Annotated in this window: 21 protein-coding genes and 1 pseudogene; 11 read left to right on the top strand and 11 right to left on the bottom strand. The window is 49.8% G+C overall.

All coding sequences use genetic code 11. The features are described from left to right. Nucleotides 1–3 precede the first annotated feature (3 nt). Nucleotides 4–1,065 (top strand): ABC transporter substrate-binding protein, encoded by a 1,062-nt coding sequence (locus AM1_RS29580; protein ID WP_012166687.1) that lies wholly within the window; start codon nucleotides 4–6, stop codon nucleotides 1,063–1,065. Nucleotides 1,066–1,295: 230 nt separating this feature from the next. Next, on the top strand, nucleotides 1,296–2,558 hold the full coding sequence (locus tag AM1_RS29575; RefSeq protein ID WP_012166686.1) for an MFS transporter: 1,263 nt from the start codon (nucleotides 1,296–1,298) through the stop codon (nucleotides 2,556–2,558). 34 nt (nucleotides 2,559–2,592) lie between these two features. Here the strand turns inward: AM1_RS29575 and AM1_RS29570 are convergent, their stop codons facing one another. After that, nucleotides 2,593–3,039 carry a GNAT family N-acetyltransferase gene (locus AM1_RS29570; RefSeq protein WP_012166685.1) on the bottom strand — a complete coding sequence of 149 codons (447 nt, stop codon included), beginning with the start codon at nucleotides 3,037–3,039 and terminating at the stop codon, nucleotides 2,593–2,595. A gap of 63 nt (nucleotides 3,040–3,102) precedes the next feature. Next, nucleotides 3,103–3,516 (bottom strand): GNAT family N-acetyltransferase, encoded by a 414-nt coding sequence (locus AM1_RS29565; RefSeq protein WP_012166684.1) that lies wholly within the window; start codon nucleotides 3,514–3,516, stop codon nucleotides 3,103–3,105. Nucleotides 3,517–3,717: 201 nt separating this feature from the next. On the opposite strand from AM1_RS29565, the pseudogene AM1_RS44515 reads away from it, so the two are divergent. Next, nucleotides 3,718–3,792 (top strand): annotated as a pseudogene (locus tag AM1_RS44515) (IS200/IS605 family transposase); the annotation flags it as partial. A 159-nt stretch (nucleotides 3,793–3,951) separates the two neighbouring features. On the opposite strand, the gene AM1_RS29560 reads toward AM1_RS44515, so the two are convergent. After that, a complete protein-coding gene (locus AM1_RS29560; protein WP_012166682.1) occupies nucleotides 3,952–4,542 on the bottom strand; it encodes a hypothetical protein in 591 nt (196 codons plus the stop codon). Nucleotides 4,543–4,919: 377 nt separating this feature from the next. On the opposite strand from AM1_RS29560, the gene AM1_RS29555 reads away from it, so the two are divergent. Beyond that, nucleotides 4,920–5,552, top strand: a complete 633-nt coding sequence (locus tag AM1_RS29555) for a GNAT family N-acetyltransferase (protein WP_238549333.1) — start codon at nucleotides 4,920–4,922, stop codon at nucleotides 5,550–5,552. 330 nt (nucleotides 5,553–5,882) lie between these two features. On the opposite strand, the gene AM1_RS29550 is transcribed toward AM1_RS29555, so the two are convergent. The 8 genes from AM1_RS29550 to AM1_RS44070 form a co-directional block, all read right to left on the bottom strand. Further along, entirely contained in the window at nucleotides 5,883–6,800 is a 918-nt protein-coding gene (locus tag AM1_RS29550; RefSeq protein WP_041661138.1) for a phosphotransferase family protein, read from the bottom strand. A 426-nt stretch (nucleotides 6,801–7,226) separates the two neighbouring features. Then, the gene (locus AM1_RS29545; protein ID WP_238549332.1) at nucleotides 7,227–9,005 is read right to left on the bottom strand and encodes an ABC transporter ATP-binding protein; all 1,779 of its coding nucleotides are present in this window, start codon (nucleotides 9,003–9,005) and stop codon (nucleotides 7,227–7,229) included. Further along, a complete protein-coding gene (locus tag AM1_RS29540; protein WP_012166677.1) occupies nucleotides 8,935–10,704 on the bottom strand; it encodes an ABC transporter ATP-binding protein in 1,770 nt (589 codons plus the stop codon). The genes AM1_RS29545 and AM1_RS29540 overlap by 71 nt, the downstream gene beginning before the upstream one ends. Nucleotides 10,705–10,863: 159 nt before the next feature. Beyond that, nucleotides 10,864–12,114: an MFS transporter gene (locus AM1_RS29535; RefSeq protein WP_012166676.1), complete on the bottom strand. Its 1,251-nt coding sequence runs from the start codon at nucleotides 12,112–12,114 to the stop codon at nucleotides 10,864–10,866. Between the two features lie 5 nt (nucleotides 12,115–12,119). Continuing rightward, nucleotides 12,120–14,765, bottom strand: a complete 2,646-nt coding sequence (locus AM1_RS29530) for a TonB-dependent receptor (RefSeq protein ID WP_041661136.1) — start codon at nucleotides 14,763–14,765, stop codon at nucleotides 12,120–12,122. A 126-nt stretch (nucleotides 14,766–14,891) separates the two neighbouring features. Next, nucleotides 14,892–15,887, bottom strand: coding sequence for a helix-turn-helix transcriptional regulator (locus AM1_RS37905; RefSeq protein WP_012166674.1), 996 nt, complete (start codon nucleotides 15,885–15,887; stop codon nucleotides 14,892–14,894). A 349-nt stretch (nucleotides 15,888–16,236) separates the two neighbouring features. Then, on the bottom strand, nucleotides 16,237–17,559 hold the full coding sequence (locus tag AM1_RS29520) for an MFS transporter (RefSeq protein ID WP_012166673.1): 1,323 nt from the start codon (nucleotides 17,557–17,559) through the stop codon (nucleotides 16,237–16,239). 192 nt (nucleotides 17,560–17,751) lie between these two features. Further along, nucleotides 17,752–19,281: a hypothetical protein gene (locus tag AM1_RS44070; RefSeq protein WP_012166672.1), complete on the bottom strand. Its 1,530-nt coding sequence runs from the start codon at nucleotides 19,279–19,281 to the stop codon at nucleotides 17,752–17,754. A 421-nt stretch (nucleotides 19,282–19,702) separates the two neighbouring features. Between AM1_RS44070 and AM1_RS29510 the strand changes: the two genes are divergently transcribed. The 7 genes from AM1_RS29510 (at nucleotide 19,703) to AM1_RS29480 (ending at nucleotide 25,975) form a co-directional block, all read left to right on the top strand. Next, complete coding sequence (locus AM1_RS29510) at nucleotides 19,703–20,356, top strand: MotA/TolQ/ExbB proton channel family protein (protein WP_012166670.1); 654 nt, start codon at nucleotides 19,703–19,705, stop codon at nucleotides 20,354–20,356. Then, nucleotides 20,340–20,744: an ExbD/TolR family protein gene (locus tag AM1_RS29505; RefSeq protein WP_012166669.1), complete on the top strand. Its 405-nt coding sequence runs from the start codon at nucleotides 20,340–20,342 to the stop codon at nucleotides 20,742–20,744. Before AM1_RS29510 ends, AM1_RS29505 begins: the two co-directional genes overlap by 17 nt. Nucleotides 20,745–20,885: 141 nt before the next feature. Further along, nucleotides 20,886–21,815, top strand: a complete 930-nt coding sequence (locus tag AM1_RS29500; RefSeq protein ID WP_390610074.1) for a FecCD family ABC transporter permease — start codon at nucleotides 20,886–20,888, stop codon at nucleotides 21,813–21,815. Next, complete coding sequence (locus tag AM1_RS29495; protein ID WP_012166667.1) at nucleotides 21,812–22,855, top strand: FecCD family ABC transporter permease; 1,044 nt, start codon at nucleotides 21,812–21,814, stop codon at nucleotides 22,853–22,855. The genes AM1_RS29500 and AM1_RS29495 overlap by 4 nt, the downstream gene beginning before the upstream one ends. Next, complete coding sequence (locus tag AM1_RS29490) at nucleotides 22,852–23,685, top strand: ABC transporter ATP-binding protein (RefSeq protein ID WP_012166666.1); 834 nt, start codon at nucleotides 22,852–22,854, stop codon at nucleotides 23,683–23,685. Before AM1_RS29495 ends, AM1_RS29490 begins: the two co-directional genes overlap by 4 nt. Beyond that, nucleotides 23,682–24,668, top strand: coding sequence for a helix-turn-helix transcriptional regulator (locus AM1_RS29485; protein WP_049783859.1), 987 nt, complete (start codon nucleotides 23,682–23,684; stop codon nucleotides 24,666–24,668). Before AM1_RS29490 ends, AM1_RS29485 begins: the two co-directional genes overlap by 4 nt. Nucleotides 24,669–24,877: 209 nt before the next feature. Beyond that, nucleotides 24,878–25,975 carry a sucrase ferredoxin gene (locus AM1_RS29480; RefSeq protein ID WP_012166664.1) on the top strand — a complete coding sequence of 366 codons (1,098 nt, stop codon included), beginning with the start codon at nucleotides 24,878–24,880 and terminating at the stop codon, nucleotides 25,973–25,975. Nucleotides 25,976–25,979 lie beyond the last annotated feature (4 nt).

Raw genomic sequence — 25,979 nt, 5'->3', positions numbered from 1 at the left:
CGTATGGCACGACTGAAATTGAACACGATGGGCCTACTGATGGCCTTAGCGATAGTGGGCATAGCCTGTACCCGTCCCACTCCATCCACCTCAACAGGAACGGACTGTCGAACCATTACCCATGATCTGGGTGAAACAGAGGTCTGTGGTCAACCGCAAAAGGTGGTCACCATTGGTCCCAATTTATTGGAACTCTTACTAGCTCTTGAGGTACAGCCGATTGCCCATGCGGAGTATTTTCCCTTCCCGAGTCGCCAATTTGATCAGCCCGATCAGCAAATTCCCTATTTGGGAAAGTACCTGACAAGACAGCCAGATAATGTGGGGACTGCTGAGAGCCCATCCTTAGAAGCGATCGCAAAATTGAAACCCGATTTGATTTTGGCCGACAGCATTAAGAATAAAGATGAGTATGAACTGCTGTCTAAAATTGCCCCCACCTTACTGTTTGACTACAGTGGTGCAGGGTCTGCGTGGCAGACCGATTTGGAAGCTCTCGGCCAAGCTCTCCAGAAAGCGGACAAAGCCACCACGATGGTTGCAGAGTCTCAGCAACAGGTTGCCAAACTCAAGCAAGAGTTACAGCCTATCGTGGCTAAAGACCCTAAAGTTCTGTTGCTGCTGTCTGAGCAACTGAGCCAGGGCGTGCGCCTAGAAACCGCAAACAGTTCCTGTGGAGCCTTGCTTGAAGACGTTGGATTTGAAGTGGTGGTCCCGGCTGATTTAAGTCAATCTCAGGAACCGAGTCATGTGATTTCTTTAGAATCGTTGACCAATCTGGATATGGACTGGATTTTGATCGAAGGCTTCTCTAGCCAAAACACTGCTAAAACTCCCACCCCGGAAGAACAGCAGGTCAAAGCCATCAAAACAGAGTGGAGCGAGAATGCGATCGCACAATCACTACCACCGAGCAAAGAAGGTAAGGTCTATTTCACCCCTGTATACCTATGCCATGCCCTCTTAGGGCCTATTGGCACTGAAGTTTTCCTCAGTGACCTCTACCAACAGCTGTCACTCTCAAAAATTAAAACCAGCCGTATGCCCACTCGATTCAAGTCTTGAAGTTGATCTGCGGGTCATCAATGAATATTGAATGTTTGACAGTCTTCCATGCTTGAACAACGACTACCAATACTTATGGAGTGTTTTCGAGATCTTTAACCTGAATCCTGACTCCACCTGAGGGCGACTGGCTTATCGGCTTACCTCGATATATCTTTCACCTCCCTGCAGGTTAATCCGATTGAAATTCTGAATCTATTCGTCGTTCCTATTTCTGAATGCCAGGACCTATGCGCACCTTTCTGATCATCTGGCTTGGACAGTTTGCATCACTCTTGGGTTCAGAACTAACCAACTTTGCCATCACTTTATGGGCCTGGGAAATCACCGGACAAGCAACCCCCTTATCTTTGATTATGGTGTTCACTCAGATTCCCAAACTTCTGGTTTCCCCCTTTGCCGGGATCTGGGTGGATCGATACTCTCGCAAACACTTGATGCTGCTAGGTGATCTAGCTGCAGGACTGTCTACCCTCACCCTACTGATGCTGTTTCTCACGGATCAGCTTCAGGTGTGGCATCTCTACCTTTCTGGGGCCATTAACGGCTTATTCGGCTACATCCAAGGTCTAGCCTATTCGGCTTCTCTAACTTTAATCGTGGCCGAAAAACATTATGCCCGTGCTACTGCCCTGGGTTCTGTCCAAATGTCTGGGAGTTATGTTTTGGCTCCGGCTTTAGCGGGTGCGCTCTATGCTGCCACCGGGTTAACGGGGGTTCTCAGCATCGATATTGTCACCTTTGGCATGGCGATCACCAGTCTAGCCTTGGTCAAAATCCCTCAGCCATCAGAACAGCCGACTAAACCAAAAACGTCTTGGTCTTCCTTAGCCTTTGGTCTCCAGTATCTCTGGGTTCGGCCTAGTCTGATGGCTCTACTGGGTTTTTGGATCGTCAATAGCCTGATTGGCAGTACGATATTCGCCATTTTGCCCGCGATGGTTTTAGCTCGGAGCAATAATAACCCGCTAATTTGGGGAACGCTTCTCGCTTTCTTTGGCATGGGCGGTCTGCTGGGCGGACTCACCATTAGTATTAGCGGCGGACCGAAGCGCCGCATTCACGGTGTTTTGATTGCCAGTGCCCTGTGGAAGTTCGGCATTATTGTGTTGGCTCTTGCACAGCAAACAGTGACTAAGATTGGGACAGCGCTAGTGTGTGGATTCTGTTCGCCGTTTCCAGAGAGTGCAAATCAAACCATTTGGATGTCAAAGGTGGAACCTGAGGTGCAAGGGCGAGTGTTTGCAACGCAATTTTTGCTGACCCAGTTGAGTAGTCCGATCGGATATGCGATCGCAGGTCCGTTAGCTGATCATTTCTTTGAACCAGCCATGCAGCCCAGTGGGGCATTAGCAGGGTTCTTTGGACCTATTTTTGGCACAGGATTAGGTGCGGGTATGGCATTACAGGTTTCTATTTTTGCTACCTGCGGGATGCTGATTGCCGTCGGTGGATATAGTATTCGGCAATTGAGATGGGTAGAAATCACCTGAGCTAACTCGGAAATACCAATAACCTGATCAGCCATTAACGCGCCCTGAGTGATTCAAACGTGAACACTATGCGCTCACCCTCTGAACCCTCCACCAAATGCTTAATGTAATGACTCCTCAAAGCCGATCTCCAAAATAACAACGCTCTTTCATTGCCAGGGAATGCGCGAACGATCCACAAGCCCGTGAATTGTCTAACGAGTTCTTCTACTGCAAATCGACCAATTCCAACCCTTCTAAATCCAGGCACAATGTAAAACTCTGCCATCTCAAATCGTTCAACACGGCGAACAAATGCAAAACCAGCTAGGTCTGAGTGATGCCGGATCAAGAATGGATAGCGTTGCCCAGGCTCAACCCAGTATTGGTGAAAATATTGATACGGTTCACCTACACCCAATTCAGCAAGATATGCTGAAAGCATCGATCCAATTTGCGGCTTCGCTGCCAATGGAGCAGCCTCAATACTAAAAGCTTTCATAGATGACCTACCTGATGCGTACTGTATATTAATCGTGAAATATTCGTGGCAATTATGGTGATGCTACGAACACCATTTCATAGGCGTTTCATCTATCCCTCGAAACCCAAAACGCTCATAAAAACACGGAATACCAGAGTCATCCAGCAGGGTAACGGTGACATAATTGGATTGACTGAGAAAGGATGCAATTCGGTGCATACATTCAGTTGCAATGCCGTGATATCGATACTCGGGATGAGTAATGACATCAAGCACTTGGGCGACATATGGGTCACCACATACACGAGCGAAACCCACAAGCTTCCTGTTTACATGAGCATGGACATAGAAGTGAGTTGCATCCAGCATCACTCTGGTCTCGGATACAGTGCGCCGCTTTTGATTATCCCAACCGACTAGCTGAAATAGAGCGTTGAGTTCTTCAGGGTCGATGTCTGAATTTTCGGCGAACAATATTTCGTGACGTATTTCCACCACTTAGCTGCCTAACGATAGATTAAACGGACAAGGCATGATAATTCCGAAATTAGGATGTTCTCCAGATATTATCTATAATTATTGTCAACAACGATTAATAACTATCCTGTATAAGCCTGCGCTTTGAGCGCAGGACTGGTCAGGTTTCACCTATACTGCGGTAGCAAGGTCTCCTTTGAAGACTTCAAAGGAGACCGAATGACATATCGAAAGTTATCTCACAGTGTATGGGAATGCAAACATTATGTAGTATTTTTACCAAAATATAGAAAATAGCGAATATATGGTCATATTAGACGGAATTTAGGTGATATTTTTCACGAATTGGCACCCAAGCAACAGCACTAGTTGCAAAGCAAAGTGTAATTCTCAACTGAACTCGAATTACCAATAGACATCCATACTCAATTGCTAACAGCATGATTGAGTTTGCTACTTCAAATTGTGAGATAGCGTAGAGGTATAAAGGGTCTGCCAAGCTTTTACAGTTTTTGGGCCAATTTTGCTATCCACCGAAGTGCCACTTTCGGTGACTAAGCGAATTTGAATCTCTTGCTCTGAAGCCCTGCTAAGGGCGCTGGCTAACTCTAAATTGACAGGAAACGTATTGTGCTGCCCCGAGACTTGATAGATTTGTTCATCAATCTTGACAAACAATTTGACGATTTTTTTAGTGTCGATTACTTCGCTGCAATAGGATGATGATAAGAAACCGTGATGACCATAGCAATCCCGATCTTTGGCGGTAAGCAATAAGCGGACATACTCTTGCGTCCACAGGCTTTGGACTTCGATCCGCATATGGGTATTTAAGAAGCGATCACTAAAACGATGCCGATCAAAAACGGCGATAAATTGACCTTCAAAGGGATCTTCAACCTGAACAGGCTCAGACCAGGGTGGATTTTTACCAATCCCTAATGCAGCAGATTCTACAATCGGCAGCTCCGATGCCTGACTCACCAGTGGACTCATCACCATTAGTAGCGAAGCACTCAGGCCTGTTAGGTAGGGACGTACCATCTCGATGCCTCCGGCAAGATAGACCGATGCTTACACGATAGCGCATCTCCTTTGAAAGTTAGGCCATGACTGATCAGGCTTAAATCATTGGGTTGAGCAGCAAACCATGACTCTATCTGGCGCTACGATTTACCACATCCGCAATCCAACTCTAGTCAGCGCCCTTGAGGAGGGAACACTCCAGAAGCTTAGAACAGGATGGTCTCGGTGCAGAACTTCTCATGGTAATTGCAGAAGCTGAACATCATTAGCTGGTGGCGTTTACAACCTAGATATCATCCTATGATTTGCACGACTGCATCGAGGGTGGTCAGGATATTGACTTGTTCGTTGAACACATTCAAGACAGCTTTTCAAACCAATTATTAGGTTCTCAAATGATGGATCACTCTAATATACTCCAGTTACGACCGTCGCAAATTGAAGAGGCCAGTGAACTGGCAGCACATGCATTGATATCAGATCCGGTATTTAGCAATTTAACACCAGATGATCCGGAACTGAGATTTCAGGCATTAACTTGGCTGACGAGTCGATTAATGGCCTATTGCATCCAGTATGGGTATACCTATACGACATCAGATATACAGGGAGTAGCAGTTTGGTTACCACCAGCAGGGGAAGTCTCCAGCCATTGGCTCCAGCAAATTAAGATGGCACTGCAGTTGAAGGTGTATCAGTTACCGGTGAAGGTGGGTTGGAATCGCTTGGCACGATGGCTCAAGGTCTTGTCTGCCATCGAAAAAGCCCAGCAACAAGATATGGGCGAGTCTCCTTATTGGGATTTGGGGCTCATGGTGGTACATCCAGACAGTCAAGGGCAAGGGATAGGAACTCGCTTACTAGAACCCATTTTGCTGCAGGCAAGTAAGGAGGGTCTTCCTTGTTCTGTGGTAACAGCGACAGAGTTGGCAGTGCGGTTTTACCAAAAAAATGGGTTTGAAATCACGCGTAAACAACAAATTGCGGCTGATGCACCGTCATTTTGGATACTCAAGCGTCATCCCTGATACCGGTTCCTCAAGATTGGCATGGTAGAGCATCAAAATCCCGTCGAAGCACTTTACCGAAAAATTATGGTGGAGGGATAGCGTTCTATCAAACATTCCACAGGTTGGGTTAGAGAAATTGGTAACTTCATCTGAGTTGTTTTATAAGCTCAAAGCCTTGCGGATCCAAGTCCAAGGTTTTGACCATCTAGGAATCCTTGCAGGAATTGTAGGCCTGTTCGTCTCATTGAGCTGAGCAGACCGGCGGGATGTGCAATTGAAGTGGCCTCTCGACATTTCTGAAGCCCATGTCAGATTCAAAGTTTGTTAGTCAGCTCGCTCAATGCTTGGTCAAGCAGACAGTGAAGCGATAGCACTTCTAGTCCACCACAGATCTCTTTCCAAAGTCCGCCCGCAGGATAGTTCATCTGGAGCAGTTCCGGCCCGGTGAGCCAAGTGGCTGATTGCCCAAATTGCGTTGTACAGTTTAATCCGCTGCTGGTCCAAGGTGCGACCGGTAAGTCTCGAGTATTCAGCACAGCAGGCGTCAAGCATATCGAAGCGCCCCGGTGTGAAAATGAGATAGCGAAAGTCGAGGTGGCGATCTGCACGCGCGGCATCTTTGAAGTCAAAAAGTCCCCGAAACGCCAGGTTCTCGTACTCCACAGCGACATTATGAAAACCAAGGTCGCCATGGAGTAGAACGAGGTCGCTTGGATCAACAACGATGGTCTCATGCATGGTCAAAACATGGTCAATCTGTGCGACTAAGCCTGGGTCGTCGATAACGACGTCTATCTTCTCGATCACCTCATGGTGCGGCAAGGGCCATTCGAGTTGTTTGGGAAGCCAGTCTCCATGCTGGCTTGCCGGAATGGAACCATGAAGGTCGGCGAGAGCATGGCCAAGCTCGTGACCGAAGCGCTGTGCGAGCGAGGAATCGGCAAGAAATGTCTTGAAGAGTACCCCATGATCAACCAGTCCAGGAACAGCGTTCCGAACTTCAACCACGTCATTCATAAACGTAGAAACTGGCACGCAAAGGCTGGTGTGACGACTAACTAACTCCTGCACCCGCCGTTCGAATGCCAGGAGACGAGCGGACTCGGACGTCGTTGAGAACCATGCAATCCGATCTCCGCTAAGAGGCATCACCCAGAGTTCTTCCCTGCGTTCCAGGCGTAAGCTCAGAGGATCCACTTCGAACCCAGCATCACGAAGAATAGAGGCTGCTTTTTGAGGTGTCATTCCGTCTGTGATCCGTCCCATCCGTTTCGGTCCGACTAGCGATTAGTCAGAAGGTTAATGTCCTACAAACCTGAAACGAGCTAATTGTTTGTCTGCCTCAGAAAAGTCTTTCTGGGTTTACATTAGCATCTCTATCGATAGACGGACATTCCACAGGTTGACTTGTCAATTCAATAATTTGAAAATTATGGCCATTCGGCTAAGTTGAACCCCTCATAACAGCCACTTGATCTGTAATGTCCACAGAGATTGATCAGAACTTGGGGTTTTTGCTCCAAATCTATGCGTGTTCACACTTCAAAAACAGTCTAGATTTAATTGCCAATTTTCAGAACCTAACCTGCGAAATGTGGATTTTATTACTGCTGAACGACAACCGTAGATTGCTGGACTCGCCCTTGAGAAAATAGCTCGTCATTCCTTCCCTGCGGTGACGTATCGATACTGCTATTGGGGCTGTTGACTCCACCACATTTGGCTATAGGCCCCCTTCTGGTTTAGCAATTCCGAATGAGTGCCTCGCTCAATGATTTTGCCGGCTTGCACCACCAAAATTTGATCAGCGCCGACAATCGTTGATAGTCGATGGGCAATCACCACCACCGTTTTGTCTGCGACTAACCGATCGATCGCATGTTGAACCAGCACTTCGCTCTCAGCATCCAGGGCAGAGGTGGGTTCGTCTAGCAGAATAATGGGCGCATCCTTGAGGATAGCGCGGGCAATCGAGATCCGCTGACGTTCCCCCCCAGACAGTGCGCCGCCCACTTCTCCCACTCGGGTGTGATAACCCTGGGGAAAGCGTTGAATTAACCCATGACAATTCGCGATTTTGGCAGCGGCGATCACATCAGCATCGCTGGCTACCGGTTTGGCCATCCGAATATTGTTGTAGATGGTGTCATTAAACAGATACACGTCTTGAAAAACGGCAGCAAGGTGAGGCATCAAGATGGCAGGTGATAGGGTCTGCAGATTTACCCCACCCATCGCCAGGGTTCCAGATTGAGGATCGGCATAGCGACTGATCAGTCTCGCAATGGTGGTCTTACCGCTACCGGATGGACCTACAAGAGCGGTAAAGCTGCGTTCAGGCAGTTCAAGAGACACATCGTTGAGGATCCAGTTCTCCTGGCCACGATACCGGAAATAGACATGGTCAAAGGTGATGGTATAGTCGGTGATTATTTTTGGCTTTGGGGCAACGGGTAAGGGACAAATGGCCATCAGATGTTCAACCCGTTCTAGGGCACTTTCCATCAGATCAAAGAGCGTGGTTAAACCCGCCAGGTAAGTGAGAGGGTCGCTACAACAGACCACAATCACGATGATGGCCATGAGAGTCGAAATCTTTAGGTCCTGCAGCCAAACCAGTGATATTCCTAAACTGAGGATCAAGCACAGACTGGCTTGTACCATTCCGGCTAACAGCAAGGTAGGCCGAGTCGTGCGATCTTGGCTGTCAATCTGTATCTGACGTTGATGCTGGAGAGCTGCTTGGAGTCTATCGGACTGTTGCCCCACTTGCTGGTGGGCACGGAGGACAGGGAGTCCCTGAACATATTCGATCAGCCGAGAGGTGGCGATGGCATCTGCCTGGGCCATCTGGGGCATTTCTGTCGCAGCATGGCGGCGCAGTTGACGGTAGAAGGGAATCGCGCCTGGAAGCGTGATCAAAAGGGCAATGGCCAGCCGCCAATCTACCCAGAGCGTCACCAACACTAGGGTACTGGGAACCACAATCGCCTGAAGAATCAGGGAGACAATACTGCCCATCCACAACACCAAATCGGCCACATCACTGCTGAGGATAAGATTGAGATCGCCGGACTGATAACGATTTAGGTCTTCTTGGGGCATCTGGCGAAGCTGCTCTCCCAATCGAATTCGCAGCTCATGGGTGACCTCAATGGAGGTCCGCCAGCCAAAATCTAGCTCCCGCCACCGCAAAAGCGCTTCTAAGACGGTTCCCCCTGCCATCAGCACCAGTAAGCGTCCAGGGAGTTGCTCTTGAAACGAAGCTAGGGCATCCAGAAGCGGAAACAATAGCGCTAAGGTACATCCCTGTATGATCGAGGCCAGTAAGGACAGCCCCAGAGATCGCTGGAGTTGGGGGGCATAGGACCCAGCAACTTTGATCAGGGTGCGATAAAGATTAACCATGGGGCACCTTGGCACTGAGCTGCCAATTTTGAGCACGTTGATGGTGAGACCAGAGCTGGGCATAGAGGCCCTGCTGGGCAAGGAGCTGAGGGTGTTGACCTTGCTCTACGATTTGGCCCTGATCGAGGACCACGATTTGATCAGCAGATTGGATGGTGGTGAGCCGGTGGGCAATGATAATCACCGTTTTGTTGCGAGTCAGGGTTGAGATCGCACGGTGAATCAACACTCCATTCTCTGGATCCGCAAAGGCAGTTGCCTCGTCCAGAATAACGATGGGGCGATTTTGCAGTAAGGCTCGGGCCAGGGTAATGCGCTGGCGCTGTCCTCCAGACAGGCTGGTACCTCGCTCCCCAGCAACCGTGTCGTATCCCTGGGGAAGGGCCAGAATAAAATCATGGGCCTGAGCCGCTTGAGCCGCAGCGACAACTTGGGCCTCACTCGCGTCTGTAGCCCCTAAGCAGATATTGGCACGAATCGTGTCATGGACCAAAAAAGTTTCCTGAAAGACAAAGGCCACCCACGACATCAGCTCTGCTTCAGTCATCTCGCGAATATCTACTCCCCCAATCCGAATGGCTCCCTCCGTAACATCCCAAAATCGAGGAATCAGTCGCGCTAGGGTGGATTTGCCAGCCCCCGATGGCCCCACAAGGGCGGTCACGGAGCCAGGGGAACAGTCCAAAGAAATTTGATCCAGAGCCAGACGATCCCCATAGGCAAAGCTAACCTGTTGCAGTTGCAGGGAGGCATCCTTGGGCCTTTGGGGCTGGCTGGGTAAGGGTAGGATGGGCTCAGCCAACAGCTTGCAAATCCGCAAAGCACTGGCTTGAGATTGATTGATAAATAAAGACAGGGTCAAGATCGGCTTAAAAGCACTATTGATTTGCGGGGCCAGCAAGAGAAAGAGCAGCAGCGTCGGTAAGGTGAGATCTCCTTGGCGAACGCCATAACTCCCGATCACAGCCACCACGAGTAAGACGGGTAAAGGGCCAAACATCAGCTCACCGGCTCGACCCGGCTTTTCGGTCGCTGCTGTCCAGTCCTTTAGGGTCTGAGTAAACGTGTCTAGGGTGGACCGATAGCGGGCAAAGGAGCTAGTGCCATCATCAAATAAACGGACGACTTGCATCCCCTGAACAAACTCAATCACCGTGGCATTGATCTGTTCATTAGCCTCGTCATATTGTTGCCGTCGTTGGGCCTGATCTTGGGTCGCCAGAGAAAGACAAATCAGACCTACGGGCAAGATCGCCAGGGAGGCCACCGTCATCTGCCAGTCGGCCACCAGCAAAATTACCAGAGCTAGAATAGGCGTCGTTAGGGCAAGGCCGATCAGTGGAGTGGTATCGGCCACAAAGGCATGGAGGGCTTTGACATCGTCCTGGACCACTTTTTTAATGGCCCCCGACCCCGTTGTAATCGCAAATCCCAGGGGCACCTGGGCTAAATGCTGGGTCAGTTCTGTCCGCAGTAATGCTTCCAAGTCAAAGGCCGCTAAATGGGAGAGGCGAAAGGCCCAGGCCCGACAGAAAACGGATATCGCTAGTGCGATCGCAACAGCTAATCCTCTTACCCCCACATCAGCCAAACTGGCGTCTGCCAAGAGCAAGCGTTGGATCAGGGTAGCTATTCCAGCCAGGGCTAGCACCGTAGTCGTTGCACTGCCGATTGCTAGTGAGATCGCAACCCCAATTCTGCCCCGCACAGGGGCAATCAAGGCCCATAATCCAGCCGGGGCCTGCGCAAAAAGAGAACTCATATACCTGTAAAGAAGAGAACTGTAAAAAGAGAGATGAAGCAGCCGCTGATGACTTGAAAAATATTGTAGGGAAGGAGGTGGGAGAGCGCCTGCGGCAAACGGATTTTTCCCTATCGCAAACGGATCAAGCTGCTGCCAGGGCGATAGAGCCTTGGTCTGCTAACGTTGCCCAGATGCAACTTCGGCCGGGTTTAAGATCGGACTTTGAGGCTCAATATTGCCTAAACACCCATAAATGACAGCAATACTGAGAAGAGACAACAGGCTGCACAAGCCAAAAAATAATGGGTAGCCCATATGGGTCACCAATAGACCGCTGATGGCAGCCGCACCGATACCGCCAATATAGGAGACCGAAGACTGGAAGCTGTAGTCGAATCCAGCAGTGGTTGGAGTGGTCCGATCCATAAATGTCGTGTGCATGATGGTGCTGGCGAACCCTAAGCCGACATGAAACAGAATCACCACAGGGACCACGGTCTGTTGAAGCCCCAGAGCAGGGAGTAGACATCCTAGCAACACAATCGCCTGCAGAATGGCGATCGCACTTAGCGCCCACTTACGACTAAGCCTGCGGATCAAAGGGATGGCTGCGATCGCACCCCCTATCCCGGCACCAGAACCCACAATACCTAAAAGCCAACCGATGTGCCCAAGGGACAGCCCCAAATCCACCATCAATGGCTGCAGCATGGTGTAGCCCATCGAGCCACCTGTGGCATATAGAACCAGCAGCAGTAACCAAGACTTCATGCCGGGTCGCTGACAAAATGCAGAAAATTGCTGGCCATAGTAGCGCCATATAGATGCTGGTTCAGGTGCAGCGGGTGAAGGAACTGAACGCTCTTGTACCCCTAGCATTGGCATCATGGAGAGGATCATTACCACTGCCAGCAGCAGCATCGTGGGGGTCCAGGCCCAGTGGTCTAGTAAAACCAACATCCCCCCGGCTCCAATAATGGAGCCAAGATAGCCCCCCATCGACTGGATGCCGTTACCGACTTCGCGATCGCCAACGGGCAATAGTCCCACTGCAAACGCATCGGTGGCAATGTCCTGTGTGGCGCAGAAAAACGTAATCAAGAGCATCAAACCCACGAGACTACCGAGGTGGGCCTGTACATCAAAAAGTGCACAAATAACGATTAAGACAGCGGCAATGGATTGGGTACCAAAGATCCAGGCGCGATAGTGCCCCCAACGGGTGTACCCATAGCGATCCACCAGCGGAGACCAAAGAAACTTGAAGCACCAGGGCAAAAACAGCAAGCTGAGCAGGCTCACTGTTTCTAGGGAAGCGCCTCGACTGCGGAGATAGACCGGCAGCGCCACGGTGAAAAACATATTGGGAATCAACTGAGCCGTGTATAAACTGCCCAACAGCCCCAATTGAGAGAAGCGATTAGCCATTGTGTCTAAAACCGAGTTCTAAATTGCACCCCAAAGGTGCGAGGGGTACCATAACTGCCTGAAGCAACGCCAGCCACGCCCAAATTAAAAGCTTGAGTGACATAGCGCGTATCAAATAGGTTATTGGCAAACAGAAAGATACCAGAACTGCCAAATTCGTAGCCAAGGCGAGCATTCACCAACACATAAGCCCCCTGCCTAATATTTTGGGCGTTAGCTTCTTCAAAGAAGGTCTCTCCAACCCCCTGCACTTCCCCCCGCACAAATAGACCAAAGGAACTGCGATACTGGGCAGCCACATTGAAAGTAAAACTGGGCGAATAGGGCAGGCGATTGCCCGTAAAATCAGTGCCAGTAGCCACATCCGTAAAATCTGTAAATTCAGCGTCTAGCAGACCTAAACTGGCCGTGAGGTCGAGTCCTTCAACTGGAGTGGCTCGCATTTCTAGTTCCAGACCCTTCACATTGGCATCCCCATTAAAAATTCCGACCGGTGTAAAGGTAATGGGGTCAACCGTTATCACTTGATAGTCTTCAATCGAGTTGGTAAAGAGAGAGAGATTAATGCCTAAACGGTTATCGAGCCAGTTGGATTTGACCCCCACCTCAAAATTCCACGATCGCTCTGGCTCATAGACCAGGGATGTTGCATCATCAGCAAAAATATTTACCCCACCGGGTCGGAAGCCTCTCGCCACGGTGCCATAAACGGTGGCATTCGGACTCAGTTGGTAATCGATGGCAAATCGAGGCAGCAGAGCAGTGCTCGTTTGTTCTGTCCCATCAAAGTTCCCCAACGGGATGGGGGGTGCACCGGGAAAGGTCAGAACCTGACGCAAGGAATTCAGAACGCTACTGACATTTTCATACCGCAGCCCCACGGTTAATCTTAAGGCGTCAACCGGACGATAGCTGACCTGCCCAAAACCAGCAAAGGTGGTATCCACCAACTCCCCAAAGCTTTCTGTTCTGGCTCCTGGCACGTTGAGGGGGGCAGGCAAAATTAATCCTGCATCATTTCCAAGTCTGACCCCCCGACCATTTTCATCAAAGGTCCGGGATTCAAAGTAACCCCCAATTAACCATTGCCAACGCGACTCAGAATCATCCGGTGATTGGATCCGTAGTTCTTGGGAAAAGATGGTTGAAGCGTTATCGTTTTCAAAAAAGCCCCCATCGATCGTGGACTGATCGAGATCCGTTTGTACATTAAATTCTGAGAATCGACGGGTACTAATGGACGTGGCTTGAACATTATCGTCACGATAGATAATCTTCAAGGCCTGACTATTGGTCTTGAGCGTATTGAAACCATTAAAATCTTGCTCGATTTCAAAGGGGGTGTCATCAAGGGGGACAAACGGATAGGTACCGTCTTGATTATTCTCATAAAAAGCATTAAATGAAATCTCCCAGCGGTCAGAAGGTGTCCATAACAGCTTGCCGCGGATGTTTCCTCCTAATTTCTCATCAAACTCTTCCCCGTCTAGGAACAAGTTGTTATAAAAGCCATCTCGTCGCCCAAAGGTTCCTGCCAGTCGAAAGAACAGTGCATCCTCAATCAGTGGACCACTGATACCGGCGCGCAGGTTTAAGTTATTCTCACTACCAAAACTCAGGGCAGCATTGCCTTCAAAGTCATTTGTGGGTTTGCGGGTAATCAAGTTAACGACCCCCGCCTGAGCACTGCGCCCATACAGCGTATTCTGGGGGCCACGCAAAATCTCAACCCGCTCTAGGTCAGGAAAGTCACTCTCCAGGGTGCCACCATAGTCCAGGGGCACATCATCCACAAAGAAGCCCACTGAATCTCGCGAAGCAAAGTTAAAGTTTGACAATCCACGAACACTGTAGAAAGAGAAACTGCGACTGTCTGTGGGGGAGAACCAATTAAAGTTGGGGGTATTACCCGCCACTTTCTCAAAGGAGGTGACATCTGCATCTTCGATTTCTGGTTCTGTCAGCACCGTCAGGCTAATCGGGACATCTTGGGGGTTTTCTTCACGTCTTTGAGCGGTGACCGTAATTTCTAATTCTGTGTCCTCTGAAGTATCTGCATTTTCTGAAGCATCTGCATTCTCTGGAGAATTCGCCTCACCAGAAGTGACCTGAAGTGCCAGTTGGGTCTCGGTTGTGATAACGGTGGCGGTGGGAGGGGCCGTGGTCCCCATGATTTGGATTTGAACTTGGTGATCACTGATCGCTGTTACAGAAACTTGCCGAATGCCTGGGACTGGATCCGCCGAGACAAAGCTGTTCCCTTCGGGTAGAGCTAAAGCGGTGTTATCGAGGATGGCTGTGAGCGTTTGGTCTTGGGTGGTAACGGTCGGAGCGCTCACAGCCGGAGTATCCCCAATCAGGTTAACGGTGAGGCCCGTTTCTGTGGGCACTAGCTCCACCCCCGTGATTTGGACGGTAGATGCAATCTCTGGGTCCGGTTCCGCAGCCAACCGATCCTTCAGCGATGACTGTTGATCCATCATCGGGACTGCAGCGGCGGGGAACGGCAGGGTGGGGGACCTGGATATGCTAGGCGGGTGGGGGACTATTTCGAGCGTTTCTGTTTCACTCTGTTCTGCTGCTTGGGCAGGTTGCAGCAGTAGAACCATCCCTGCCATCCCTGCCAGCCCATGCCAAGGGATCCGTTTCATAGGTGCCACCTCAAATCCAGAGAATAAGAATCATTCTCAAGTTAGACTGAGGGCCACGATACCCATGAATGCTGGGTACCGTCCTCTTTGAAACGGATTTTTGTTTCTCTCAAACGGATTTAAACCTCAGCAATGTTGTCGATATTTTTGGGGAGAGGTGCCAAATTTTCGTTTGAAGGCAGCACTGAAGGAAGTAGCGCTGGAATATCCCACTGAGAGAGCGACTTCGGTAACCCCCATGCGATTGCGCTTGAGCAGCAAGGCAGCTTCTTGCATACGCACAGACCAGAGATAGCCAAAAGCGGTCGTATCGAACACTTCCCGAAAGCCTAACTTCAGTTTGTAATCATTCAGCCCCACTTGATGAGCAAGCTGGAGAAGAGACGGGGGATGCTCTAACTGATGCTTGAGAATCTCACTAGCAGCATAAATCCGTTCAATATCATCGGGGCTCAGCTTGGAGGAACTCGCGGTTGACGGAGAGAGAGACTGCAACAGATGGGCTAGCAACTCAATCACCCGGCTTTCGAGATAGAGCCGACGGGGCAACCCATTGTAGGGACAATTCAGAATCTGCTGTAGGGCAACTTGTGAGGCGGTCGTCGTGGTGAAGTGCTGGATATAGGGACACTGAGAGTTCCCCAACAGACTGTGCTGCAACGCCAAGGGCAGCATCTCAACGGGGTGATGTAAAACACTAGCCAATTCATGGATATCAATCCCAATATTGACCAATTGAACGGGCTCAGCCGACGCATATTCTAGACAACCCCGAATTTCGGGACTAAATCCTAAACATCCCCGATTGGCACTGAGAGTTGTGGTTTGGTGACTATCCCAATGACTGCCCTGCACTTGACCAGAGAGGCAAAAGCAAATATCAAGCGTAGAGGTCGACATCCCCTGGCTCGCCAAGATAGTCAGCGGTTCAAATAAGGTCATTCGTTCCAGGGTTAAGGTTACACCGGGACGAATGTTGAGACGTTGGACCCAGCCTTGACCAAACTCAACAGGAAACTGAAACTGTTGCAGTAGCTCAGTCTCCTGCAGATCGGCTTTAACTTGTTGAGCCACATTTTGGACTAAATCGCAGAAGTTAGGAGCAGTCAGATGAACTTGCATGGTGTCTTAAGCTAAAGCAGCACAAAGGAGTTTTACAAGCCTATTAAGAATACTTTGTATAAACTATCAAGATTAATACCTGTAGCCTCTCTAGCTAAACAAGTTTAAAAAGCCCATTATCAAAGCCATATCTGGCAAATTCAATTTTCAGGATATAGAAATCCTAATGTCTTTTGCCTAGCCTCTTAATGAAAATATTCTTATTTTTGTAGGTAGATTATTTTGCATGCGCCGTTAACGACTCAGCTAATCCATCGCAAAATAGAGGACCAATGACAAGAAGGCTGATACTCACACCTGACTTGTCTCATTCGCTTTAGTCCTCAGTTGTAGGGTTAAATCGCTTCAATTAGGGCGCGGGATGGAAATGAAGGTGGGTGTGTTGCATAGCTAAGTGCCCATGGTGGTGATGGGAGGGGTCACTATGGTCATGGTCATGCTCATGCCATAACCCTCGCTTAAGTTGCATTAATTGATGGGGGCGAAATATGGCGAACATTACACCGAAAAGCGCTAAACCGAACAGGCTGCTGTAGAAAAAATAGGTCGAAAGAGAGCTGCCCATCCAACCTGCAACTGGATAGGCAAAAGCCCACCACAAATGGCTTAACGCGAAATGTGCTCCATACACGCGGCCTTGCACCTCCACCGCAACTCGGTCAGCAATAACGGTTTGTGTAGTGACATTGACTAGGGTTTGGCCGATACCGGCAATGCCCCAAAGCAACAATAATCCACCAAGTAACACTTCGTGAGCAGGTAAGAGCGCTAAGACAATCAACAGAGTCCCCAGGGTGATGAGGCTAATGGGATGATATTTATTCCTGAAATGTCCTAAACCAATCGATGCTAGGGTTGCCCCCATGCCCAAAGCAGCCATCGCCCATCCATATTCTGTTTTACCCAGCTGCAAGGTGCTTTGAACATAACCGACCGTATTCACCAGAATTTGCGCCCCTGCGATCGCAGCAATAAATTGTAGAGCTAGCGCATATCGAATCAATGGATCCAACCACAGACAGGCCAATCCCGTTTGCATGTCCTGCCAAATTCTAGAAGGGGTTTGAGTCGATGGCTGAGTGTTGACCACCATTCGTCCAGGTAGGGTGATGATCAGTATCGCTGCTAGAAGAAAGGTGATGCTGTCTAAGAAAAAGACCTGTCGGGTGCCAACCCAGGCGGCGATACTGCCAGCGATACCCGGACCTAAGACTCCCAATAGCTGGCTCGTGGCACTGGATAGGGCAATGGCTTGAGGACGCTGCTGTTCAGTGGTGATCAGGGGAATGGTGGCGGTGTAAGTGGGGGTGAAGATGGCATAGAAGATGTTGAGGGCCAAGACAATGGCATAAATTTGCCAAATCTGCGTGACCCAAGGCAACAGACAAACAATGCCCATGCGCAGGAGATGATTGGCGACCATCAAGCGCTTACGATCCATGCGATCTGCGATAACGCCCGCAATGGGTGACAGCAGCACAAATGCTGTGACTCGCAACGTTAATGCCCCAGCCAGAATGGTGCCTGACTGTTCTCCAGCTAGTTCAAATGCTAAGAGGGCCAAGCCCAACCAGGTGAGGGCATCCCCCATCAGATTGATGGTCTGTGCAAGATAGAGTCTGGCGAATATCGGATTTTCCAGTCCTTGCAACCATCGGGGCAGTCGAGTCATAGCCAAAAAGTGAACGCTGCTTGAACGAGAGATGGTGCAGTCCTTTTCATCGAGAAAAGAACAACTCCGTCCATCTTTATATATTGCAATTGAATTGCCCTGAAATGGAAGACCCACGCCAAAGTGTAGGCCCTGCTTCCTAAACCCTCCGTTGAACGAGATGCATTAAGCGTTCTGTGCTAAGAGGTGTCTTTATTCCAAGGTTGGTGGAGGAGCCATTGGGGGCGGGGGTGCTGGAGCAGGCGCTGGAGCTGGGGGAGGAACATAAGCGGGGGCAGGCGCGGGCGCAGGAGCTGGTGGGGGTACGTAAACAGGTGCTGGAGCCGGAGCCGGAGCTGGCGGAGGTACGTAAACAGGCGCTGGAGCTGGAGCTGGAGCTGGAGCAGGTGCAGGCGCTGGAGCTGGAGCTGGCGCTGGAGCTGATGAAGGGATTGGAGCCGGAGCTGGAGCTGGAGCAGGTGCAGGCGCTGGAGCTGGAGCTGGAGCAGGTGCAGGCGCTGGAGCTGGAGCTGGAGCTGGAGCAGGTGCAGGCGCTGGAGCTGGAGCAGGTGCAGGCGCTGGAGTTGATGAAGGGACTGGAGCCGGGGCTGGCGTTGGTGTGCTAGGAGAAGCAACAGGTGCATCGACCTGTCTCACGGGAGCTGGAGTAGATGCAGGAAGCGGAGCTGGAGCGGGCTGTGAAGCGGGTGCCGGAGCGGGTGCTGGTGCAGGTTTTTGCCTAGCTCGACGGGCTCTAGCGGCTGCCCGTTCCTGTGCGCGTTGCTGAGAAAGTGCCCGATTCTTCCGCGCTTGTTCCCGCTCTTTAGCCGTGAGATCATTCGATTCAAATCGGATTTTGATGGGTTTGCTGCGTCTACCTTCTGGAACAGACTTAAGCTGCTTTTTAACCTGCTTAAAAAATTTCTGCTTGTCTTTTTCAATGGCTTTATCCAGGGCAGGATCACCCGTTGACCGCTCTAGCTTCAGGTCAACCAGCTTGCCTTCTTCGTAAACGGGGATAAACCGTTCGGCTAAACCTGCTGTCGTTTTGGAATTGGCATCCTTTCTGTAGCCAATTCCCAGCCTGGAGCGTCCTCGTTGGTTAGATTTCTTGGGCTTTTGGGGAGGCTTGGGTTGAGTATTGACCGCTGTCTTTTGCTGTTTTTTTGAGGGTTTGCGTTTAGGTGAAGTCGTTTTGGCCTTAGACTTTCCTGGCTTCTTAGCGGTTGAGGATTTCGTTGTCTTTGATTTGTTGGAGGAGGCAATGGGTTGATCATCCCCTGTCTTCACCGGTGTTTCAGAAGACTCAGACTGCTCCTCGGAAGATTCTTCTTCACTGGAAGCACTGGGCTCTGCTTCCTCAGCGGGTTCAGTCGGCTCAGTTTCCTCGGGAATATCCTCAGGTTCAGGAACTGGGTTGACCGCGACAGGTTCTGGTATATCTTCCACAAACTCAGTGATGTCTGGTTCTTCCAGCTCTTCCAGCGGTTCAGGTTCTATTTCTTCTAAGGGAATGGGATCGTCTTCTTCAATCTCCTCAATCTCCTCTTCAGGGGCATCCACCACCGCAATTTCAATGGCATCTTCAGACAGATCGACTTCCTCTGCAGAGGGAATCCCCACACTAATGCCAAAGAATAACGAGTGGAGAACCAGAGAGCCCGGCAACGTGAACGCCAAAATCGTACGTACTAGATGCTCTTCTTGCGCTCGCTGAGAGTTGGAGAAGGGGTTAAAACTCATTCACTTACTGAGAATTGATTGTTTTAAACCATACACAATAATTTTGTTTGATGAAAGCGTACTGAGCATATAAGCAGAAATTGGCCTGACTAAATTCAAGCATTTTTAGGCTTTAATGACCTATATTTTTGTATTTTTAGGAGATTGTTGATCTCATTAAAAATGTTTTGGTATAGGTTTATACATTCTTATTACTTGACAATGGATTCTATTAAGAGATACGGTCTCGATTATGGCTTATCGTACCGAGGTTTCGGTAACTCTTGGGTTGTGTCGCTGACAGTGGGGGAAATTGCTGTCAGCGTTGTCTCTATTCAAGTTCGTTGATACTGAGTTCGCTCTACGTGTGGTCTCTCGGTTGTGGTTTTGGATAGAGCCTAACTTGACCTTCTTTTTCACTGTGATTCTTGGAGCGACATAAATGCAGTTAGGCCAAATAATTTCCGATGGGGGAGTAGTGATGCTCCCTCTGATGGTGTTTTCGCTCATTGTGATTGCACTCGTCATCGAACGCTTGATCTTCTGGTCGAAACTGAATCGCAATCAGTTACCCATCGTTCGACGGGTTTTTAAACTTTATCGTCAAGACAATGTCTATGAAGCCTTGGGCTACTTGCAAGAGCAGGCAAAGTTTCCGATTGCTCGCATCTTTTTAGCTGCTCTGGCTTTAGAAAATCCGACTCCAGAAGAGTTCCGATTGGCGTTGGAAAGTGAAGCTCAAGCTGAACTACCCACCCTGAGACGATTCAGTACGATGTTCGATACAGTCATCAGTATTGCGCCCTTGCTTGGACTATTGGGAACGGTGTTGGGACTCATCAACTCCTTTTCTTCACTGGACATGGGCAATATTGGCGGTAGTGAATCAGCAGGCGTCACCGGGGGAATAAGTACGGCCTTAATTTCAACGGCTGCGGGATTGATTGTCGCCATTTCAACCCTAATTTTTGCCAATATGTTTCGCAGTTTATATCAACGCCAGCTGGCCTTTATTCAAGAGTATGGGGGCCAGTTGGAGTTGATGTACCGTCATCGCTATGAACGAGGAGGGGCAACCTATGCGTCTACCCGATGATCCCAATCCACCGGCTCAAATCAATATTGTGCCGATGATCGACGTTATTTTTGCCATTTTGTCTTTTTTCATCATTGCCACCCTATTCCTTAACCGCAGTGATGCCTTACCCGTAAATTTGCCCCAAGCTAAAACGGCGAAGCCCCAGATCTCCACTAAGGTAACCGTCACGGTGGATGCCGAAGGGGATTTGGCCCTCAATCGCGAACCTATTCAACTGGATGCGCTGGAGCAGGAAGTCAGGGACCTAACCGACACTGCCGAAAAGGTGGTGGTGGTGATCCATGCGGATGAAGAGGTGGGTCATGGTCGCGTCATCACGGTCATGGATCGCATCCGAGAAATTGAAGGGGCGAAACTTGCCATTGCTGCTCAGAAAAAGCAGTAACTAACAGGAAGTGTTTCTTGATCCGTATTTCAATCGAGGACTAAAGTGTCTACGACCTCACACCAACGTCCGTCAATTCGGTCCACTCTCCCCTTGGGATTTGGGTTGATTCTGGGATTAGGGCTATTGTTTGTCTGCTTTATGGCCAGTGTTGGTTTAGGGGTTGCGGATATCAGTCCCAAGACGGTCTATGAAGCCTTGACGGCCTTTGATGGTTCGACGGATCAACTGATTATCCGGACAGTTCGGATTCCTCGCTCCATTACCGCTTTGCTCGTGGGGGGTGCCGTTGCAGTGGCAGGGGCCATGATGCAAGGACTCACCCGGAACCCTTTAGCTGACCCTGGTATTTTGGGGATTAATGCTGGAGCTGCATTGGCTGTTGTGGGGTCAGTGTTTTGGCTAGGAACGACGTCCCTCAGTATCTATGCGGGGTTTGCCCTACTGGGAGCTGCGATTGCAGCCATCACGGTTTATGCCCTCGGTTCTTTGGGTAGAGGCGGATTGACGCCACTCAATCTGACAATTGCTGGGGCTGCGTTTACGGCCTTGGTGTCGTCGATTACTACGGGAGTCCTGATCCTGAGTCAGCGAACCTTGGAGGAGATTCGCTTTTGGCTCGCGGGTTCTGTCGCAGGGCGGGATTTAGACTTAGTGGTTCAGGTTCTACCGTATCTAGTGGTGGGAATGGTGATTGCTATGGCGTTGGGCAAACAGCTCACCACCCTGAGCTTGGGTGAGGATATTGCCCAAGGTTTGGGCCAGAATACGGCTTGGATCAAGGTGACTGCAGCGGTGAGTATTATTTTGCTCGCGGGTGGGTCGGTTGCGATCGCGGGACCGATTGGCTTTGTGGGTCTGATTATTCCCCACATTGTTCGGTTCTGGGTCGGCGTCGATTACCGTTGGATTTTGCCCTACTCTGCCATTACGGGAGCGATTCTATTGCTGGTTGCAGATATTGGGGCCAGGCTGATCATTCAACCCCAGGAACTCCCCGTGGGTCTGGTGATGCCTTTAGTAGGTGCACCCTTCTTTATCTACTTAACCCGCTGGCAGGTGCGACGATGAAGCAGTGGCTCGTTGTTCGTCCTCCACAGATCCCGATCTCGTTTCATCTCGACCGACGAGTTCCTGGCATTTTATTGGGACTGATTCTAGCGACGCTAGTCGTGATGGTCCTGAGTGTGGGGCAAGGTGAGTATCCGGTTCCTCCTCTGGATGTGATTAAAACTGTTTTGGGGTTAGAAACGAGTAATTCTGACTTTGCCTTTATTGTCATGACCCTGCGTTTGCCAAGAACCTTGGTAGCCTGGGGGGTGGGCATGGGACTGGCCATCGCGGGCACGATTACCCAGGGGATTACGCGTAATCCTTTAGCATCCCCCGGCATCATTGGTGTGAACGCTGGGGCTTCATTGGCCGCTGTCACCTTAGTGGTGCTGTACCCAGAATTGCCCGTTGCTTTAATTCCTGTGGCTGCCTTTGGTGGGGCATTTACTGTAGCTGTCCTGATTTATCTGTTGGCTTGGAAGGGCGGTAGTTCCCCTGTTCGCTTGATTTTAGTTGGCGTGGGTTTCAGCTTGATTGCCGGGGCACTGACCAATTTGATGGTCACCTTTGGCAATATCTACAACGTCAGTCAGGCACTGGTGTGGCTCGCAGGCAGTGTCTATGGGCGCAGTTGGGAGCAGTTGAATGTATTTGTGCCATGGCTAATCGGGTTTGGCTTGCTCAGCCTGTTAATGAGCCGGGAATTGAATGTCCTCCAATTGGGCGATGACGTTGCCCGCAGTCTGGGCAGTCGCTTGGAACTCCAGCGGGGTCTATTGTTACTCAGCGGTGTGGCCTTGGCGGGTTCTGCAGTGGCGACAGCAGGCGGTATCGGTTTTGTGGGTTTAATGGCCCCCCATTTGGGACGGCAAATGGTAGGCCCTTCCCATGAAGGATTACTGCCTGTAGCTGCTTTAACTGGGGGATTTGTGGTGGTGGTCGCTGACCTACTGGGTCGTCTTCTGTTTGCACCGATTGAACTGCCCTGTGGAATTATTACGGCGATTGTGGGAGCGCCTTATTTTCTGTATTTGTTGATTCGAGATCGCAACTCATGATCACTGACACTACTGCATACGCCCTCACGACCCGGAAGCTCAAGCTAGCTTATGAAGGCAAAGTTATCATTGAGTCCCTGGATTTAGCCATTCCTACGGGCAAAATCACGATTTTGGTAGGGCCGAACGGTTGTGGAAAGTCTACGTTGCTCAAGGGATTAGGCCGATTACTCAAGCCCAAGCATGGCGTGGTGTATCTGGGGAGTGAATCGATTGCCAAACTGTCCAGCAAGGCTATTGCTAAACGATTAGGGTTGCTCCCTCAAGGACCCACTGCCCCAGAAGGATTGACCGTGAGAGATTTGGTAGCCCAAGGTCGCTATCCTCATCAGGGTTGGCTGCAGCAATGGTCTAAAGACGATGAAAAGCAGGTGAACTGGGCCTTATCGATTACCCAGATGCATGAGTTTTCCCATTACGCTTTAGATAATCTGTCCGGTGGACAGAGACAGCGAGCCTGGATTGCTATGACCCTAGCGCAGGATACGGAAATATTGCTGCTAGATGAACCGACCACCTATCTTGATTTGGCTCATCAGATGGAAGTGCTCGATCTGCTCTATGACTTGAATCAAGAACAAGGCCGCACCATTGTGATGGTGTTGCATGATTTGAACCAGGCTTGCCGTTATGGCGATCATCTAGTGGCGATCCGAGATGGCAGAGTTTACAAGCAGGGCCATCCCGAACGGGTGATGACGGAAACAATGGTACAGGAAGTTTTTGGTCTGGAAAGTCAAATTGTGAGTGATCCGGTTGCAGGAACACCTTTATGTATTCCCATTGGTCGCAAAGTCATACAAGCGAGAGATGTTACATGGAAATTATGACTCGTACTGCCTACAACCAGCAGTGGCTGAATACGTTAGATAGTCACGGATCAATTGTTTTCCATAGCGACTTTGATGTAATGGCTAGTTGCAGTCACCGATTTAGCAAGGATCAGGTTTGGGGTATACAGTTCTCCCCCATCTTTTGTTTAGAGGCATCAGATAGCTATTATCACCGTGATTTGTGTGTCAGGAACACTCATGATGCCCAACCACAACTGGTTGCCAAGTTTTATCTATCTGGGGAACATCATGTTCACAGCCCTAATATTCCCAATATTCCAACAGAATATTGCGAGAGAGCAGGGTACAGCTATTTATTTTCCCTTCCTGAGATCGAAGAAAAAGAAATTTATTTAGCGAATCAGCGACTCCATCTGTTGCGCATATATGTAGACCCATGCTGGTTGCAAAAGCTGGGAGCTTCGGTACTTCCGCTCCATCTCCAAATGCTGTTGAATGCAGACCCTCCCTATCGCTTTCATCAGTGTTTGGGAAAGATGACACCCACCATGCATGCGATTCTGCAGCAAATTCTTAACTGTCCCTATAAACAGGGCATGAGGCGGCTCTACCTTGAGAGTAAAGCGCAGGAACTACTGGTGCTACAACTGGAACAGTGGCTGGCCTTGGAGCAAGGAAATAGTGCGTCCACCCCCCTCAAGGCAGCAGATCTGGACTATGTACATTTAGCTGCTGACATTCTTGATCGCGAATTGTCCCATCCCCCCTCGATTGCGGTGTTGGCTCGTCGGGTGGGACTGAATGAATACAAGCTCAAGGTGGGATTTCGGCAGGTGTTCGGGCAAACGGTGTTTGGTTATGTAAAGGTGCAGCGACTGGAGCGGGCCAAGCAGCTTTTGTTGATCGGAGGCAGCACGGTCACTCAGGCGGCTGCAAGCGTGGGCTATGTTAGCCAAGGTCATTTTGCTGCAGCGTTTCGGCAGCAGTTCGGCGTCAATCCACGAACACTGCGTCAATAGTTCCTTCCCAATCCCGCGGGGAACTGACGCCCAATCCGAGCCTTTAAGTTGAGGCAAAGGGGCTTATTTGTGTAGAAGCTTGCCGAACCTTGAAAAATCAAACATGATTTTCATCTAAGTAAAATAATAAAAAATTCCATAAAATTTGCATTTATTAAAAACGCGACCGCCCCACAACACCGTCTGTTGTTGAGTACTTGAGAGAAATTATGTTGACTCAGACAGCTTTATCCGACTGTCGATTTTGTTCCCTGGTGTCTAAGCAAAATGGCGAAGACCCGATTGGGACGGCCAGAACGGTTGACCACTGGCTCCTGATCGAGCTAGCTCAACCCTGGATTGAAAAAATGTTCAAGGAAGATCCGAGAATTGCGCCACTGATTAAACTATTCAGGCATTTATTTACGAAGTATGGCGTAGTAATACAGCCCATTTTGATTGCCCCGGATAAGGTGTATTCGCGCCCTGGAGAGACACGGATCATCTATTTCCATCGGGCTCAGAAGCTCTTTACTCAATATAAAAAACAAGAGTTCATCGTCCCGGAAGCTGAGTTTCCACGGCTTGTCACAGCGTTACTAAAGCATTTGATGAAGCAGCCCAACGAGTTTTCGGCGTTCCACCACTTTCGGCAAGAAACTACCCATATACGCGAGATCCTCGTCTGCACCCATGGTAATGTCGATGCGGCATGCGCTCGGTTTGGTTACCCCATATATAAAAACCTACGGGAAGGTTACGCGACTCAGCCCAACAACCATCTGCGGGTATGGCGGTGCAGCCATTTTGGCGGCCACAAATTTGCCCCGACCCTAATTGATTTACCTCGGGGGCACTATTGGGGGCATTTGGAGCCAGAGATCGTTGATTTACTTGTCAATCAGCAAGGTGAGGTTGCAAAACTGAGATCACATTATCGAGGTTGGAGTGGCCTAAGTAAGTTTGAGCAGATTGCCGAACGGGATATTTGGATGCGTGAGGGGTGGGACTGGCTTACTCAGGACAAATCTGGCAAGACTACCCGCAAAGGGTTGATAGGAATCAAGCGATATTTGTACCCACTACTAAAGCTCATTCCGCTAAAGCGAGTTCAATTTTTCTTGGAACAGTGGACACGGGATGCGATCTGGGCAGAAGTACAGATTCAATTTACCAGCCCAGACCAAACAAGAGCAGGTACCTACTTTGCTCGGGTCGAAATGAGTGAGAGCGTGATGACTGCGGGAAAATCACCGAAACTTGGAGAAGCGGTACAGTTGAAACCTGTTCCCCAATATCGTCTCAGTCGCTTAGTCAAACTAAAGTGACATT

Origin of the sequence: Acaryochloris marina MBIC11017 (genome assembly GCF_000018105.1) — a bacterium.
Classification (GTDB): Bacteria; Cyanobacteriota; Cyanobacteriia; order Thermosynechococcales; family Thermosynechococcaceae; genus Acaryochloris; species Acaryochloris marina.
Note: the sequence above shows the minus strand (reverse complement) of the source record. Positions and strands in the feature narration are given on the sequence as shown.